The sequence below is a fragment of the Afifella sp. IM 167 genome (assembly GCF_020144925.1).
Taxonomy (GTDB): domain Bacteria; phylum Pseudomonadota; class Alphaproteobacteria; order Rhizobiales; family Afifellaceae; genus Afifella.
This window is the reverse complement of the sequence record NZ_NSLC01000001.1, coordinates 360,705-376,139: the sequence shown is the minus strand read 5'-3', so window position 1 is coordinate 376,139 and position 15,435 is coordinate 360,705. Positions and strand designations below refer to the sequence as shown.

The window sequence follows — 15,435 nt, the reverse complement described above, 5'->3', positions numbered from 1 at the left end:
CCGGTGTGCTCAACCGGTAATCGCACCGGTTTCAGGCCTTGACGCTCACCGGTCGGTTTTGCGGAATCTCGACTTCCGGATGGCGGGAAAGCCAGGATTCCACGACGTCCCAGATCGGCGGACCTTCCGTCGCCTCGTTGACCGAGGCCCAGCCGGCGACGACGTAATCCCGGGCGGGATCGAGAGGCTCGCCCGTCCTTGCCAGGGTCATCTCGGAAATGCGCGCGCCCATCGTGGCGGCCGGGTCGATGGCGTAGGTCATGCCGCCGACGCGGACCATGTCGCCGCCCTGCTGATAGTAGGGATCCGGGTTGAAGAGGTTGTCGGCGACGTCCTCCAGGACGTCCTTCAGCATCGCGCCACTCATCGTGGAGCGGTAGGCGGCCGGATAGGTCATGGCGCAGGCGTTGTGGAGATCCTCCACCGTGATCGCCTGATCGGGAACGAGGGTCGTGCCCCAGCGGAAGCCCGGCGAGAGGGCGATGTCGGCCTCGCGCTCTTCCAGCAGCGCCTCGCAGAAGACATCGTCGAGCGTGCCGTTGAAATTGCCGCGCCGATAAAGAAGCGAGGAGGTGCGGGCTAGCTCGCGCGAGAGCTCCGGCTCATAGGGCGCGCGCACCTTGTCGATGAGCGCCGACATGTCGGCGTCGGGCGCGATGACGTCGGAGAAGACCGGGATGAGGCGATAGGCGAAGCCCTTCATCTCGCCGCCCTCGACGTCAAGGTCGAGCCGGGAGACGAACTTGCCGTTGGAGCCGGAGGCGACAAGCAGCGTCTTGCCCACCAGGACGGGCTCCGGCAGGGCGTCGTGCGTGTGGCCGGTCAGGATGACGTCGATGCCGGGCACGCGCGAGGCGAGCTTGCGGTCGACGTCGAAGCCGTTGTGGGAGAGGAGGACGACGAGGTCGGCGCCCTCGCTCCTCGCCGCCTCCACATGGCCGGCGATATCTTCCTCGCGGATGCCGAAGGACCAGTTCGGGATCATCCAGCGCGGATTGGCGATCGGCGTATAGGGGAAGGCCTGGCCGATGACGGCGATCTTCGCGCCGCCGCGCTCGAAGGTCTCCATCGGGGAGAAGGCCGGCTCGTTCCATTCCTGGTCGTAGATGTTGGAGCCGAGGAAGGGGAAGGGCAGGGCGTCGATCGCCTCCTGCACCCGGTCCATGCCGTAGGTGAATTCCCAGTGGCCGGTCATGGCGTCGGGGCCGAGCGCGTTCATGACCTCGATCATGTCGGCGCCCTGTGTCTTGTTGGCGGTGTAGCTGCCCTGCCAGGTGTCGCCGCCGTCGAGCAGAAGCATGCTGTCGCCCCGCTCGGCGCGGATGCGCTTCACGATGGTGGCGACGCGGTCGAGCCCGCCCATCTTTCCGTAGGTTTTCGCGAGGGCGGCAAAATCCTCCGAGGTCAGCGCATAGGCGTGCGGCGAGCCGGGTTCGATGTTGTAGAGCTTCAGGAAATCGGCGCCGGTGACATGCGGCGGCAGGCCCGCCACTTCACCGACGCCCAGGTTGACGGAAGGCTCGCGGAAATAGATCGGCTTCAGCTGGGCGTGGAGGTCGGTGATGTGGACGAGCGTGACGTTGCCGAAAGCGGGCATGGCGAGGAGGTCGTCCTCGGAGAGCGCCTGCTGGGCCATCAACCGGGACCAGCCTGTGAGGCCCGGGCCGAGGATCGCGCCGGTGGCCGTCGCCGCCATCAGGAATTCACGCCGTGAGAACATCTTTCCGTCCGTTCCGGTGACGCGGGAAAGGGTCGGCGACCGAACGGGCCGCCGGGACTTTCTCCCGCCGTTTCGCCATCTTGCCGCTTCGGGCGGCGGGCGCGGCGGGCTCGCCGCCGCGCGGGATATTCAGGCCGCTTGCGCGCCTATCGGGGGCGCCTACTGGCGAACTGCCGGGGTCTCGATCGAAAGGCCCCCGCCGCGCCAGGTGACGTACACCTCCAGCGCCATCAGGTCGTCGGAGAAGGCCTTCGGGGGCGTTGCCCGCGTATCGCGGATGCAGCCGCGGAAGCGGTTGTGCAGCGAGACCATGTTGGCCTGCTTCAGCCGGTAGGTCGGGAAGCCGTTGACGTTGCCCTGGCTGAGGTGGTCGGCGCGGATATAGTGGCCGTTGTAGTTCTCGTGGCAGGTGGCGCAGGCGAGGTTCAGCTGGCCCATGCGCAGGTAGTAGCGCTCCTTGCCGCGCTCCCACCAGGACTGCATGTCGCCGGCCGAGAGGTCGATCTCCATCGGCATGCCGATCGACTGGTGCTTGATGTAGGTGACGAGCGCCTTCTGGTCGGCGGCGTCGAACTTGTAGGGCTCGGCCTCCATGTTGGCGGTGCGGCAGTCGTTGATCTTGAGCTCCAGATTGTAGGGCTTGCCGGCGGCCGCGTTCCACTTGGGATAATGCGCGCCGACGCCCTTCATCGAGCTCGCCGCCTCGCCGTGGCAGGAGGCGCAGGACTTGCCGGCCGCGCCGTCGACCTCGTTCCAGATCTCCTCGCCGCGCTCGACGTAGAGCATGCCGGGATTCTGGAAGGAATCGGCCTCCAGCGCCCGGGTTTCCTCGGTGCGGTAGAGCCAGCCGGAGAGGACCTCTTCGAAGGGGCTTCCCTCCGGCGCCTTTGTGCGGGTGACCATCTCCAGCTCGCCGTCGATGACGAGCTTGTCGTCGACCGGATCGGACTGGGCCGGGCCGATGGCCATGGCGGCCATCAGCCCGATTGCGGCCGCAAGGACCGGTTTTTTCTTGTTCAAGGCAGTTCCCTCCAATTGAGCCGGCCGATGCATCGCCTGCCGGTCGTCAGTTCACCTCGATCTTGGCGTCGGCCGTGTAGACGCTGCCGTCGTCATCGACCCATTCGAAGGCGAAGGTGCCGCTCTTCTCGACCTTGGCCGCGAACTCGAAATACGGGTTGGCGGCGATCGCCGGATCGATATCGCAGGAGAAGACGGGCTCCCCCTCGAAGGTGCAGGTGAACTTGTTGATGATCTTGCGCGGGATGGCGTTGCCGTTCTGATCCTTGCGCTGGCCCGATTCCATCTCGTGGCTGATCAGCGTTTTGACCGTGACGATCTCGCCGGCGGAGGCCGTCTTCGGCACCTTCACGCGGGGCTTGGGAGTTGCCATTTTTCTCGTTCCTCTCCTCGATCAGCCGCCGCAGCCGCCGATCGTGACCTTGACTTCCTTCCTGTCCACGTAGACGGAGCCGTCGCTCATCTTGGCGACGGCGACCACGTTCTGCGTCTTGGCGAGGCGCATGCGGGTCGTTGCCGTCGCCTCGCCGCTCATCGGCGTGAAGTGGAAGGTGGCGACGTCCGGATTGGGGTTGCCCTCCGCCAGCAGCATGACGGAGGCCACATGGTCCTCGGCCGTCATCGGGCTCTCCACGTAGACGGAGACCGGCACGGTGTTGCCGTTCTCGGCGATCTCGGGCGCCGTCAGGGTGATGCGGCCGCTCTGCGGTTCGGTGCCGCCGGTGAAATCCTTGATCGCCTGATCGGTCTCGGCCGCACCGGCGAAAGCCGGTCCGGCGCGGCCGCCGGCAAAGGCGATGAGCGCGGCGCCGGCGGAAAGCACCAGCGCTTCGCGTCGCGTCAGCTTCATTTCGTTCTCCTCGTGGGTCACGACCTAGTTCGGGTCTTTCGTGAGCGTGGTCAGGTAGGCGACGACATCTTCCACCTGCTGGGCAGTGAGGATGCGCTCGCCCTGGAACTCGTCGGCGACATCGACGCCGACCTTCAGCGTGTAGAAGCCCGGCATGATCGTCTGGTCGCCGAACATCTCCTTGGAATTGACGACGATGGCCCTCAGCTGCTCGGGCGCGTAGCGGTTGGCCACCCCGTCGAGCGTCGGGCCGACATCGCCGTGGAAGAGCTGGTCGGACATGTCGGAGACGGCGTGGCAGGCCAGGCAATTGCCGAGCTTGCGGTCGGCGAAGACCTTGCGGCCTTCGACGGGATCGCCGACGGAGCCGGTGAGCGAGGTCTCCGCGCTCAGCTCATCGCTCGGCTGCATCTGCGCTGCACCGGCCATCGCGGTGAAAAGGAGCGCCGTGGCGGCGCCCAGTCCGATTGCCTTGATCATCTCGCCAGCGTTCCTCCTGAGCCTGAACCGGTTCATCCGATTTCTAGTGCGGCGTGCAGACTAGCCGGCCGCACGCTCCGCATCAATATGTAAATATAATTATTTGCATGTATTTTGCCGATGTGCCCGCCGGGCATGTGTTTTCCCCTGTCCTATTCTCCCGCCAGGCGGCCTTGCTGGCGCAGCTCGTCGAGCTTGCGCGCGTGGTATTTCTGGAAGTGCTCGTCGCCCTCATAGCCCTTCTCGCGCACCCACTGGAACATGTGCAGGAAGGTCCACTTGCCGAAGGCGCCGGGCATGGTGGCGACGGCGGCCTTTGCGACGGTGGCGTCGCCTTCGGGCGCGGCCTCCGGCAGGAAGACGATGGTGGGGGTGAAGACGTAGCCCCATTTGCGGGCCGCGGTCTTTTCCGTCAGCGCCTCGCCGTCGAGGTCGGTGACCTCCTCGTCGCCGAACATGTTGTACTGCACGACCTTGAAGTTCTCGCGGATGTAGTCGCGCACCTCGGGATCGGAGAGGAGATCCTCATGCATCTTCTTGCAGTAGATGCAGCCGCGCTGCTCGAAGACGATGGCGAGGCGCTTGCCCTCCTCGCGGGCCGCCGCGATGTCCTCGGCGATGTCGCGGAAGGTGATGGAGAACCAGTCCTCCTTGTGGAGGCCGTCATCGCCCATGGTCGCGGCCATGCCCGGCGCGGCGGCCGGGCCGGCGGCGGCGAAAGCGAGGAAGAGAAGGGCGGCGAAGAGGCGTTTCATCGTTTCGTTCCTCCCGAATGCATGAAGGTCAGCCGATCTGCGAGAAGGCCGGAAAGGTCTCCAGCAGCCAGTAGGAGATCGCCGACATCTGGCCGGTGACGAAGAGAAGGCCGGTGACGACGAGGAGGCCGCCCATGGCCTTTTCCACCGTGCCCATGTGGCGGCGGAAGCGCATCGCCCAGCCGAGAAAGCGGCTGGCGAAGGCGGCGGCGAGGATGAAGGGCAGGCCGATGCCGAGGGCGTAGACCCCCAGAAGCAGCGCGCCGCGCATCGTCGTCTCGGTGGAACCGGCGACGAAGAGGATCGCGGCCAGCACCGGCCCGACGCAGGGCGTCCAGCCGAAGGCGAAGGCAAGCCCCATCACGTAGGCGCCGAGGAGCCCGGCCGGCTTCTTCTCCACCGAGACCCGCGCCTCGCGATAGAGGAGGCCGATGCGGAACAGGCCGAGGAAGTGCAGGCCCATGACGATGATGAGGATGCCGGCGACGATCGACAGCGTGTCGAAATAGCGGGCGACCGTCTGGCCGAGGAGGCTCGCCGTGGCGCCGAGCGCCACGAAGACGGTGGAAAAGCCGAGGACGAAGGCGATGGCGGCGAAGATGATGCGCCGGCCGACGCCCGGCGGCGGCGTGTCGTCCTGCAGCTGGTCGAAGCTGACGCCCGCCAGATAGCACAGATAGGGCGGCACGATCGGCAGGACGCAGGGCGAGACGAAGGACAGGAAGCCTGCTAGGAAGGCAGCTCCGATCGACACTTCAAGCATTTCTGACCCCGCCCCTTCCTCGCGCCGTCTGTCGCGGCGCCCTGGTTGTTGGGGATGGAAGTATTCAGAAATATCTATATATTGCAATCGTCAAATTCATCGCTGGCCGTGGCAGGCGGCCATTTCCGGAAAAGGCAGGATGCGGTCCCTCTACGCTCTTCTCCTTCTCGGCCTTGCTTTCGGCCTCGCCCCGCAGGGCGCCGGCACGGCGAGGGCGGCCGAGCTTCTCATGCTGCAGCGGCCCGGCTGCGTCTGGTGCCAGCGCTGGCACGCCGAGATCGGCCCGGCCTACGCCAGGACCGAGGAGGGCCAGCGCGCTCCGATCCGCTTCGTCGACGTGACGGAGCCCTGGCCGGCCGACCTTGCCGGCATCTCCCGCGAGGCGCTGACGCCAACCTTCGTTCTGGTGGAGGAAGGGGTGGAGATCGACCGGATGCGCGGCTATCCAGGGCAGGAATTCTTCTGGCCGCTGTTTTCCGAAATGCTGGCAAAGCTCGGAAAGGCGCCTGCCTCGATGTAGGCGGGCGCTTGCGGACAGAGGCGATGGCATTAATTTTGCAGAGCAAATCAGCCCGCATCTGCGGGCAAAACAAAACGGCCGGCAAACCGGCTCGTAGCAGGATTTCAACAAGATGACCCAAGCGCAGGCGGGCTCCGTCCAGACGCTGACGCAGCTCAAGCCGCCGAAGACCCAGGCCGACATGCACCAGCTCGTGGCGCAGGCGCGGCTGGCGAGCGACCTCCTCAAGGCGCTGTCCCACGAGACGCGCCTGTTGCTCCTGTGCCTTCTCTCCGACGGCGAGAAATCGGTCTCGGAGCTGGAGGAGATGCTGACCATGCCGCAGGCCGCCGTCTCGCAGCAGCTGGCGCGGCTCCGCTTCGACCGGCTCGTGACGACGCGCCGCGACGGGCGGATGATCTACTACAGCATCGCCGACGAGGAGGTCTCCCGCATCATCGGCGCCCTCTACGATCTCTTCTGCCGCCCGGTTCTGGAGAAGGAAGGGGCCTAGGCGCACGTCCTGGCGCCCCGGGCATTTGCCCATTTCTCCCGCCGGGCGTAGCATCGCCTGAACGACAACCGCCGCGCGAAGCGGCGGGCGGGGAGAAATGCGAATGGACGGGCTCGACGCGCAGCTATGGCTGCCGTTCGCCGGCCTCGCCGCCGGCATCGTTCTCGGCTATGCGGCCCGGGTCAGCCGGTTCTGCACGCTCTCGGCGCTGGAGCGCTACTGGTATGCGGGCGACGGCACCGGCCTCAGGACCTGGGTGCTCGCCGCCGCAGCAGCGCTCGTCGCCACGCAGGCGATGGCCTTCGCCGGCCTCGTCGAACCTTCCCGCTCCTTCTATCTTTCCCCGGCCTTCGGCCTCAGCGGCGCCATCGGCGGCGGGCTTCTCTTCGGCTTCGGCATGGCGCTCGTCGGCACCTGCGGCTTCGGCGCCGTCATCCGCCTCGGCGGGGGCAGCCTGCGCTCGCTCGTCGTGCTGACGGCTCTGGGGCTTGCCGCGCTCGCCACGCAGCGCGGCATCCTCGGCAAGGCGCGCATCCTCCTCGTCGACGACATGGCGCTCGACCTTTCCTTTGCCGGCGACCAGTCGCTCGGCAGCCTCGCTTCGGCCCTGATCGGCCTCGATCTTCGTCTTCCCGTCGCGGCGGCCGCGGCGGCGGCGATGCTCTTCTGGGTCTTCAAGGACCGGGCCTATCGCGGCAAGGGCCGGCAGATCCTCGCCGGCACGGGGATCGGCTTCGTCATCGCCTTCGGCTGGCTGGCGACCACCTTCGCGGCGGGCCACGCTTTCGGGCCGGTGCAGATCGAGGCGGGCTCCTTCGTCGTCCCCGTCGGCGACACGATCCTGCAGATGATCACGTTTACCGGCGACCTGCCGGATTACGGGGTCGGCCTCGTCGTCGGCACGCTGGCGGGAGCCGCGCTCGGCGCCTGGCGGCACCAGGAGGTGCGCTGGGAGGCCTGCGACGACGCGCGCGAGCTCGGCCGCCATCTTCTCGGCGGCACGCTGATGGGAGTCGGCGGCGTCGCCGCCATGGGCTGCACGATCGGGCAGGGCGTTTCGGCCGTTTCCGTCCTCGCCCTTTCGGCCCCGATCGTCATGATCTCCATCGTTGTCGGCGCCAAGATGGGGCTCGGCTGGCTCCTGGAAGGCTCTCCGCTGGCGCCCTTCCGCTCGCATCCGAAGCTGCCGGCTGAATAGCCGCCCGGCGTCAGGCCCGCGTCAGGCCGCCGGCACGAAGCGGTAGGCCGCGTCCTTCCTTTCCGCCGTGCCGATGCCGGGCTGCGGCAGGTGGTAGCCGATGATGCGCATCCGGTCCGCGGCGATCCGGTCGAGCAGCCGCAGGCGCGTCTTCGCCGCCGTCTCCGGATCGTGGTCGGTGCCGGAATGCCAGAGCGGGCGCTCGAAGGAGATGAGGTGGTTGGTCAGCGCATCGCCGGTGACGAGCAGGCTCTCGCCGCCGCCATGGAGGATGTAGGAGGTGTGGCCGGGCGTATGACCGACCGTCGCCATCGCCTCGATGCCGCCCGGCAATTCGTCGCCGGGCTGGACGAGCTGGACGAGGTCCTCGATCGCTTCCATGCGCGAGCGCGCCCCGACGACGAAGCTCTTGCGGGCCTCGGGCGTGGCGGCAAGCGTGGCCTCGTCGCGCCAATAGGCCCATTCATCCTGCGGCATCCAGTGGGTCGCCTCGGGAAAGACGCGTTCGTCGAAATCGTCGACGACGCCCCACAGATGGTCGGGATGGCCGTGGGTGAAGACGATATCGGTGATTTCTGAGGGGTCGATGCCGGCGCCGGCGAGGCTTTCCGGCAGGCGCCCGGCGGTGTCCTGGAAATGCGGGCCGGAGCCGGCGTCGAAAAGGATGAGCCGGTCCGGCGTCCTCAGGAGCGTGACGTTGAGGTCGGGTCTCAGCGCGTCCGTGGCGATGCCGCGCGGCGCGAGAAGGGCTTCGATCTCGCTCCTTTCCGTCTCCGGCAGGACGAAATCCATCGGCAGGGTGAGCGTGCCGTCCGAAAGAACGGTGACCTCCGCCTCGCCGAGCTTCAGCGCGTTTGCCGCCGGCGCCGCCAGCGCTCTGCCGGGCCGGGCCGCCAGGCCCGCCGCGGCGACGGCGGCCGCCCCGGCCAGAAATTCGCGACGCGTTGTCTCTGCGAGCGTTCTCACCGGCTTCCTCCCTGGAATTCTCACATAGGCTTATTTATATGAATTCTTGCTTCCATCTTGATTGACGTCAATGCGGCAGGGGCGGGGGGCTCCAATCATACGCGCTCAGGTTGAGCCCTGGGGCGGGTGGCGCCTCGGGCTGGTCCAGACATCGAGGACGAGACGAACAGGCCATGGATCTCCAATTCCTGCTCGAAAGATTCTCCGAACCGACGATCCTCGTCGGCGGCGGTCTGCTCGTGGGCCTCGTCTTCGGCGCCTTCGCGCAGCAGAGCCGCTTTTGCCTGCGCGCCGCGGCGATCGAGTTCACCCACGGAAAGGCCGGGCCGAAGCTCGCCGTCTGGCTCCTCGCCTTCTCCGCGGCCGTGCTCGGCACGCAGCTCCTCATCGCCTTCGATCTCGCCAGTCTCGGCGAGGCGCGCCAGCTCGCCTCGCCGCAAAGCCTTGCCGGCGCGGCCATCGGCGGGGTGATGTTCGGCTGCGGCATGATCCTTTCGCGCGGCTGCGCCAGCCGGCTTCTGGTGCTTTCGGCGACCGGTAACCTGCGCGCGCTGCTTTCCGGCCTCGTCTTCGCCGTGGTGGCGCAGGCGAGCCTTCGCGGCATCCTGGAGCCCTCGCGCGCCTGGATCGCCTCCACCCTGACCACGTCCGATATCGGCGGCAACGATCTTCTCGCCTTCCTCGGCATGTCGCGGACGGTGGCGATCGCGCTGGCACTGATGTGGCTGGCCGCCGGCATCTGGGTGGCGGTGCGCTGCCGGGCCGGCATCTGGCGCAGCGTCTCGGCGCTCGGCGTCGGCCTCGCCATTCCGCTCGCCTGGTGGTTCACCGATTCCATGTCGCATCAGGCCTTCGATCCCGTGCAGGTGGAGGGGGTCACCTTCACCGGGCCTTCCGCCGATACGCTGATGCTGTTCCTGTCGCCGCCCGGAACGATGCTCGATTTCGACGTCGGGCTGGTGCCGGGGGTCTTCCTCGGCTCCTTCCTCGCCGCGCTCCTGACCCGCGAACTGGAGATCCAGGGCTTCAAGGACGGGCCTTCGATGCGCCGCTATCTCCTCGGCGCCGCGCTGATGGGTTTCGGCGGCATGCTCGCCGGCGGCTGCGCCGTCGGGGCGGGGGTAACCGGGGCCTCCGTCATCGCGCTCACCGCCTGGGTGACGCTTTCGGCGATCTGGCTTTCGGCCGCGATCACGGACCGGCTTGTGGATGGCGGGCCGCAAGCGGCAAGGGCGGCTGGCGTGGCGGGCGTTGCCGGCGGAATGCCGGTCCAGCCCTAGAGCGCTTCGGCCAGAGGGCAGGTCCTCCTGCCGAGGCGGCCGTTTTTGAGCCCGGCGCGGCATCGCAGACCGGACGAGGCGGGAGCCGATCTCGCCTCGCCGTTGCCGGGAGGCCTATTTCCCCGCGGCTTCTTCCTCGAAGGTGGCCCTGGCGATGCGGAAGGAATCGACGGCCGCCGGCACGCCCGCATAGATCGCCACCTGCAGGAAGACCTCGCGGATTTCCTCCTTGGTGACGCCGTTTCTGAGCGCGCCGCGGATATGCATCTTCAGTTCGTGCGGCCGGTTCAGCGTGCTGATCATCGCAAGGTTGAGCATCGAGCGGATCTTCTTCGGCAGCTCCTCGCGGCCCCAGACAGCGCCCCAGCAATATTCGGTGACCAGCTCCTGCATGGGCAGGTTGAAGTCGTCGGCGCTGGCGATCGATTTTTCCACGAATTCGGCGCCGAGCACCGATTTGCGGATTTCCAGGCCGCGCTCGTAGGTCTGCTTGTGCATCTGACATTCCTTCCTGGGATGGGTCTGGCGGGGATGGGTCTTTGGAAGGCGCCGGGAAGGCGCGGGGGGCCATCCGGCGCGATCGCCGGATGGCAGGTCATTCGTATCGATCAGTTGCCGGGCCAGATCGGCTTGGCGAGGGCGAGGTCGTCCGGGAAGACGGTGACGGGAACGCCGTCCTGCCACTGGATGATGGTGAGGCCCGCGCCGACGCGGCGGCCCATCTCGTCGAACTTCAGTTCGCCGCCCGGATAGTAGCGCGAGGGGCCGCCATCCATCTTGCGCAGCGCCTCGGCGACGGCCTTGCGGTCAGGCTTGCAGGCATCTTCCAGCGCCGCCTTGATCACCCACATATCGCCATAGGTGGAGATGGCGTTCTGCGTCATCCAAGGCTCGCCGTATTCCTTCTTCAGCCGCGCGATCAGGTCTTCCTGGCCCTTGGCGCCCCAGTTGGCGACCGCCGACATGACGCCGTTGATGAGATCCGGGCTGATGGTGTTGAGCACGTCGGGCTCGGCGATGGCGATGCCGAAGGAGATGGTCGGGATCTTGACGTTGAACTCGTTCATCTTCTCCAGGATCAGCTTGGCGTCCGAGATCACCGTCGGCAGGAAGAAGAGAAGGTCCGGACGGCGGGCGCGCAGCTGCTGCACGAGGGAGCTCGCATCGACGAGAGGCGGCGTGAACACCTCCTCGAAGACGAGATCGAGGCCGACCTTGTCGAGGAGGCCCTCCTTCATCGCCTTCACCGAGGCGACCGAGGCGGCGGTGTTGTCGGTGATGATGGCGACCGTCTTCGGCCGCTTGCCGGAGGCGCTCTCGGCCAGGTTCATGATGGTCGGCAGGGCGATGCTCGCCTGCGAGCCCGCAGTCGCCGAGGTCTGGAAGACGTTGTGGAAGCCGCGCTCGGTGATGAGGTCGGAATAGGAGAGGGTGAGCATCGGCAGGTCGGCGCGCTCCGTCACCTCGGTCACCGCCAGGGTGAAGGAGGAGAGATAGGAGCCGGTGGCGGCGACGAGGTCGGGATGCTCGGCGACCATGCGCTGGGCGGCGTTCTTCGCCTTCTCCGTGGTGTCGCCGGAATCGAGCACGACGAGGTCGAGCTTGGCGCCGTTCATGCAGGCGATGCCGCCCTCGTCGTTGATGTCCTTCACGGCCATCTCGGCGCCCATCTTCATCACCTGTCCGGGCCGGGCGTAGAGGCCGGAAAGCGGTGCCAGAAGGCCCACCTGCACCTTGTCCTGCGCGCTGGCGCTGGTCGTCATCTGGAAACCCAGAAGCGGCATGAGGGCGGCCGCCGTCGCCAGGGTTCTGCGTGTCAATCCAGGCATGTTTCTTCCTCCCGGTTCTTCATGTTTTCCGCGCTTCAGGCGGTTCGTCCTGGCATCACATGCCAAGATAGGCTTGCCGGACTCGGTCGTCCGACATGAGGGTCTTCGTGGTGCCTTCCAGCACGACGCGGCCGGTCTCCAGGACGTAGCCGCGATCGGCGAATTGCAGGGCCTCGGCGACGCGCTGCTCCACGAGCAGGATGGTCAGGCCGGATTGCTTGCGGATCTCCATCAGCTTCTCGAAGATGAAGTCGGCGATCGTCGGCGCGAGCCCCATGGAGGGCTCGTCGAGCATCAGGAGCTTGGGCGAGGAGGCGAGGCCGCGGCCGACGGCGACCATCTGCTGCTCGCCGCCCGACAGCGTTCCGGCGAGCTGGTTGCGGCGTTCCTTCAGCACGGGCATCCAGGCGTAGATGCGCTCGATGTTGCGCTCCCATTCGCGCCGGCCCGTCTCCGGATAGGCGCCGAGCTCCAGATTTTCGATGACGCTCAGCGAGGGAAACACCTGCCGGCCTTCCGGCACATGGGCGAGGCCGAGATGGGCGCGCTGCCAGGGCGGGCAGGCGAGGAGGTCCTCGCCATCCCACAGGATGCGGCCCGACATCGCCGGAACGACGCCGGAGATCGTCTTGAAGAGGGTCGTCTTGCCGGCTCCGTTCGGGCCGACGATGGAGACGAACTCGCCGGCCTCGACGCTGATCGACAGCTCGTTGAGGACGGGGACCGCGGAATAGCCGGCCGAGAGGCTCTCAACTTTCAGCATGGGCCATCCATTTCTTGCCGAGATAGGCCTCGATCACCTTGGGATCCTTGGTGACTTCCTCGGGGCTGCCGGTGGTCAGGACGGCGCCGTGGTCGAGCACGACGAAGCGGTCGACGAGGCGCACCATGGCCTGCATCGTGTGTTCGATGATGACGATGGTCATGCCCTCCCTGACCAGGCGGCGGACGACGGCGACGACGTCGCCCACCTCGCCATGGCCAAGGCCGGCGAGAGTCTCGTCAAGGAGGAGGAGCTGCGGCTGGCCGGCAAGCGCCCGGGCCAGCTCCATCAGGCGGAGCTCCTTCGTCGTCAGCTCCGAGGCGCGGCGGCCGGCAATCTCCGAAAGCCCGGCCTTCTCCACCGCCTCGCGGGCGAGTGCGTCGGCGTGCTCGCCGTTCCGGGCACGGACGAAGGCGCCGACGCGCACATTCTCCTCCACGCTCATGCGCGCGAAGGGGCGCATCACCTGGAAGGTTCGCCCGACGCCGGCGGCGGCGAGCACGTGCGGCTTGCGCCCGACGAGGCTTCTTCCGTTGACGACGACGTCGCCCTCATCCGGCTTCAGGAAACCGTTGAGGAGGTTGAAGAGGGTGGTCTTGCCGGCGCCGTTCGGGCCGATGATCCCGAGGATCATGCCCTTCCTGACTTCGAAGGAGACGTTGTCGACCGCCTTCAGGCCGCCGAAGCTCTTGGAGACGCCGCGCACGTCGAGGACGATTTCGTCGGAGACGGTGTGTTCTGCGACGGCCTCCTCGGCGGCATCGGCCTCGGCGGCGGGGAAGGGAGAGGGCTCGCTCTTTTCAGGGCAGGGCATGGCGGCGGGATCGGCCGCTTCGCGCCGCGCCCTTGCCGCCCTTCGATTGGCGAGGATGTCGCGCGCCTTCCAGAAGACGCCCTCCGGAGCGACGATGATGATGATGATGATGGCAAGGCCGTAGATGACGCCCTGGATGCCGGGGATGAAGGTGCCGAACTCGGCGTGCAGGATCTCGCCGACGGGGATGAGGAAGGCGGCGCCGATGATCGGGCCCCAGACGGTGCCGACGCCGCCGAACATCGCCACCGTCAGCGCCTGCGCGGAGACGAGCATGCCGAAGACGGAGACCGGCGTGACGACGAGGAGGACGACGGCGTAGAAGGCGCCGGCGGCGCCGGCGATGGCGCCGGAAACGGCGATCGCCTTCAGCTTCCAGGCGAGCGTGTTGATGCCGGCCGCCTCGGCCGCCGCCTCGTTCTGCTTGATGGAGATGAGCGAGATGCCGAAGCGGGTGCGCTCCACCCAGCGGGTGATCATCACCACGACGACGAGCATCGCCAGCGCGAGCAGCGTGTAGATGCGGTGGTCGGAGAACTGCATGTAGAGGGCGGGATGATCCCGCACCAGCGGCAGCGTCACCTCCTGGTAGCCCAGCCATTCGAAGACGTAGAGCATGGCGAGCGGGTAGGCGAGCATCGACAGCGCGAAGTAATGGCCGCGCAGGCGGAAGGTCGGGATGCCGACGAGCAGGCCGGCCAGCGCGCCGAAGGCGGTGGCGATCGGCAGGAGCACCCAGGGCGACAGGCCGAAATGGATCTGGCCGAGCGCGGTGGTGTAGGCGCCGATGCCGAAGAAGGCGGCGTGGCCGAAGGAGATGAGACCGGTATAGCCGCTCAGCATGTTCCAGGAGAGGCCGAAGATGGCCCACACCAGAACAAGCGTGATCATCAGCTGGTAGTACTGGTTCTCGATGAAGAGCGCGATGCCGAAATAGATCGCGACGAAGGCGAAGATCGGCCGCAGGGACTTGAGATAGGCCACCCTACGTCCTCTCCGAGATCCGGCCGAAGAAGCCCTGCGGGCGCAGGACGACGATCAGGAGGAAGAAGACGAAGATCGTCGCGTTCTGCAGCTGCATCGGGATGACCAGCGTGGAGAGCTGCTGCACCAGCCCGATCGCCATGCCGCCCCAGAAGGCGCCGATGGTGGAGCCGATGCCGCCGAGGACGACGCCGGCATACATGACGATGACGTATTCGAGCCCGACGAAGGGGTGGAACGGGTAGTTGGTGGCCAGGAGCCCGCCGGCGAGCGCGGTGATGGAGGTGCCGATGGCGAAGGCGGTGCGATAGGCCCGGTCGACGTCGATGCCGACATAGGTGGAAGCCTCCGGATTGTCGGCCGCCGCGCGCAGCGACCGGCCGAGCCGGGTGCGCGAGATGAGAAGCCACAGGCCGAGGATGACCGCGACGGAGAAGATGGCGGCGATGCCGCGCCCCTTGTTGAGGAAGACGGAGACGAAGTCGCCCCAGAAGGGGCCGAGCTCCCAGGCGACGCTCGACAGCGGGGTGCGGATGGAGACGAGCTGCGAGCCGAAGAGGATCTGGCCGCCATTCTGCAGAACGAGGGCGATGCCGAGCGTCAGGACGAGCTGGGCGTAGTGGCCCTCGCCTTCCATGCCGACGGTGCGGATGCCGGTGACGCGGGTAATGAGCAGCCGGTGGATGGCGTAGCCGAAGGCGAAGAGGAACGGCACCATCAGGAAGATGGCGACGTAGGGGCCGACATAGCTGCCGAAGACGCCCTGGATGCCGAAGCCCGTGAAGATGAAGAAGGCCACGTACATGCCGAGCATCATGAAATCGCCCTGGGCGAAATTGATGACCCGCATGATGCCGAAGATCATGGCAAGGCCGACGCACATCAGCCCGTAGATCGCGCCGATGAGGAGGCCGGCCGCGAGCGCCTGCAGGAAGCTCTCCAGTAGGATCTGGCCTTCGGTCATCTCGCTCCTCCGGGTGTTGCGGCGAGAGCGGCGCGC

General features: G+C 67.0%; 17 protein-coding genes. 4 read left to right on the top strand and 13 right to left on the bottom strand.

What is annotated here, in order from left to right:
• Window positions 1-31: 31 nt before the first annotated feature.
• The 7 genes from soxB to CLD20_RS01830 form a co-directional block, all read right to left on the bottom strand.
• On the bottom strand, window positions 32-1,720 hold the full coding sequence (gene soxB / locus CLD20_RS01860) for a thiosulfohydrolase SoxB (protein WP_224404888.1): 1,689 nt from the start codon (window positions 1,718-1,720) through the stop codon (window positions 32-34).
• Between the two features lie 159 nt (window positions 1,721-1,879).
• Window positions 1,880-2,698 (bottom strand): sulfur oxidation c-type cytochrome SoxA, encoded by an 819-nt coding sequence (soxA, locus tag CLD20_RS01855; protein WP_224405048.1) that lies wholly within the window; start codon window positions 2,696-2,698, stop codon window positions 1,880-1,882.
• Between the two features lie 88 nt (window positions 2,699-2,786).
• Window positions 2,787-3,113, bottom strand: a complete 327-nt coding sequence (gene soxZ, locus CLD20_RS01850; RefSeq protein ID WP_224404887.1) for a thiosulfate oxidation carrier complex protein SoxZ — start codon at window positions 3,111-3,113, stop codon at window positions 2,787-2,789.
• 21 nt (window positions 3,114-3,134) lie between these two features.
• Complete coding sequence (soxY, locus tag CLD20_RS01845; RefSeq protein ID WP_224404886.1) at window positions 3,135-3,590, bottom strand: thiosulfate oxidation carrier protein SoxY; 456 nt, start codon at window positions 3,588-3,590, stop codon at window positions 3,135-3,137.
• A 24-nt stretch (window positions 3,591-3,614) separates the two neighbouring features.
• A complete protein-coding gene (gene soxX / locus CLD20_RS01840) occupies window positions 3,615-4,070 on the bottom strand; it encodes a sulfur oxidation c-type cytochrome SoxX (protein ID WP_224404885.1) in 456 nt (151 codons plus the stop codon).
• Window positions 4,071-4,222: 152 nt separating this feature from the next.
• Window positions 4,223-4,756 (bottom strand): SoxW family protein, encoded by a 534-nt coding sequence (locus CLD20_RS01835; protein ID WP_370636778.1) that lies wholly within the window; start codon window positions 4,754-4,756, stop codon window positions 4,223-4,225.
• A gap of 97 nt (window positions 4,757-4,853) precedes the next feature.
• Window positions 4,854-5,588, bottom strand: a complete 735-nt coding sequence (locus CLD20_RS01830) for a cytochrome c biogenesis CcdA family protein (RefSeq protein ID WP_224404883.1) — start codon at window positions 5,586-5,588, stop codon at window positions 4,854-4,856.
• 139 nt (window positions 5,589-5,727) lie between these two features.
• On the opposite strand from CLD20_RS01830, the gene CLD20_RS01825 reads away from it, so the two are divergent.
• The 3 genes from CLD20_RS01825 (at window position 5,728) to CLD20_RS01815 (ending at window position 7,799) form a co-directional block, all read left to right on the top strand.
• Window positions 5,728-6,108, top strand: a complete 381-nt coding sequence (locus CLD20_RS01825) for a transcriptional regulator (RefSeq protein ID WP_224404882.1) — start codon at window positions 5,728-5,730, stop codon at window positions 6,106-6,108.
• A gap of 181 nt (window positions 6,109-6,289) precedes the next feature.
• Complete coding sequence (locus tag CLD20_RS01820) at window positions 6,290-6,601, top strand: helix-turn-helix transcriptional regulator (protein ID WP_224405047.1); 312 nt, start codon at window positions 6,290-6,292, stop codon at window positions 6,599-6,601.
• Window positions 6,602-6,704: 103 nt separating this feature from the next.
• Window positions 6,705-7,799 carry a YeeE/YedE family protein gene (locus CLD20_RS01815; protein ID WP_224404881.1) on the top strand — a complete coding sequence of 365 codons (1,095 nt, stop codon included), beginning with the start codon at window positions 6,705-6,707 and terminating at the stop codon, window positions 7,797-7,799.
• Window positions 7,800-7,820: 21 nt separating this feature from the next.
• Here CLD20_RS01815 and CLD20_RS01810 read toward each other — a convergent pair whose 3' ends face one another.
• Complete coding sequence (locus CLD20_RS01810; protein ID WP_224404880.1) at window positions 7,821-8,765, bottom strand: MBL fold metallo-hydrolase; 945 nt, start codon at window positions 8,763-8,765, stop codon at window positions 7,821-7,823.
• A 173-nt stretch (window positions 8,766-8,938) separates the two neighbouring features.
• Here CLD20_RS01810 and CLD20_RS01805 point away from each other — a divergent pair, with 173 nt between their 5' ends.
• Complete coding sequence (locus CLD20_RS01805; RefSeq protein WP_224404879.1) at window positions 8,939-10,045, top strand: YeeE/YedE family protein; 1,107 nt, start codon at window positions 8,939-8,941, stop codon at window positions 10,043-10,045.
• A gap of 114 nt (window positions 10,046-10,159) precedes the next feature.
• Here the strand turns inward: CLD20_RS01805 and CLD20_RS01800 are convergent, their stop codons facing one another.
• From CLD20_RS01800 to CLD20_RS01780, 5 genes are all read right to left on the bottom strand, one after another.
• A complete protein-coding gene (locus tag CLD20_RS01800) occupies window positions 10,160-10,543 on the bottom strand; it encodes a carboxymuconolactone decarboxylase family protein (protein ID WP_224404878.1) in 384 nt (127 codons plus the stop codon).
• Between the two features lie 110 nt (window positions 10,544-10,653).
• Complete coding sequence (locus tag CLD20_RS01795; RefSeq protein ID WP_370636746.1) at window positions 10,654-11,874, bottom strand: ABC transporter substrate-binding protein; 1,221 nt, start codon at window positions 11,872-11,874, stop codon at window positions 10,654-10,656.
• Between the two features lie 55 nt (window positions 11,875-11,929).
• Complete coding sequence (locus CLD20_RS01790; RefSeq protein WP_224404877.1) at window positions 11,930-12,637, bottom strand: ABC transporter ATP-binding protein; 708 nt, start codon at window positions 12,635-12,637, stop codon at window positions 11,930-11,932.
• Window positions 12,624-14,435, bottom strand: a complete 1,812-nt coding sequence (locus CLD20_RS01785; RefSeq protein WP_224404876.1) for a branched-chain amino acid ABC transporter ATP-binding protein/permease — start codon at window positions 14,433-14,435, stop codon at window positions 12,624-12,626. The genes CLD20_RS01790 and CLD20_RS01785 overlap by 14 nt, the downstream gene beginning before the upstream one ends.
• Window position 14,436: 1 nt before the next feature.
• Window positions 14,437-15,399 carry a branched-chain amino acid ABC transporter permease gene (locus CLD20_RS01780; protein WP_224404875.1) on the bottom strand — a complete coding sequence of 321 codons (963 nt, stop codon included), beginning with the start codon at window positions 15,397-15,399 and terminating at the stop codon, window positions 14,437-14,439.
• Window positions 15,400-15,435: the final 36 nt, after the last annotated feature.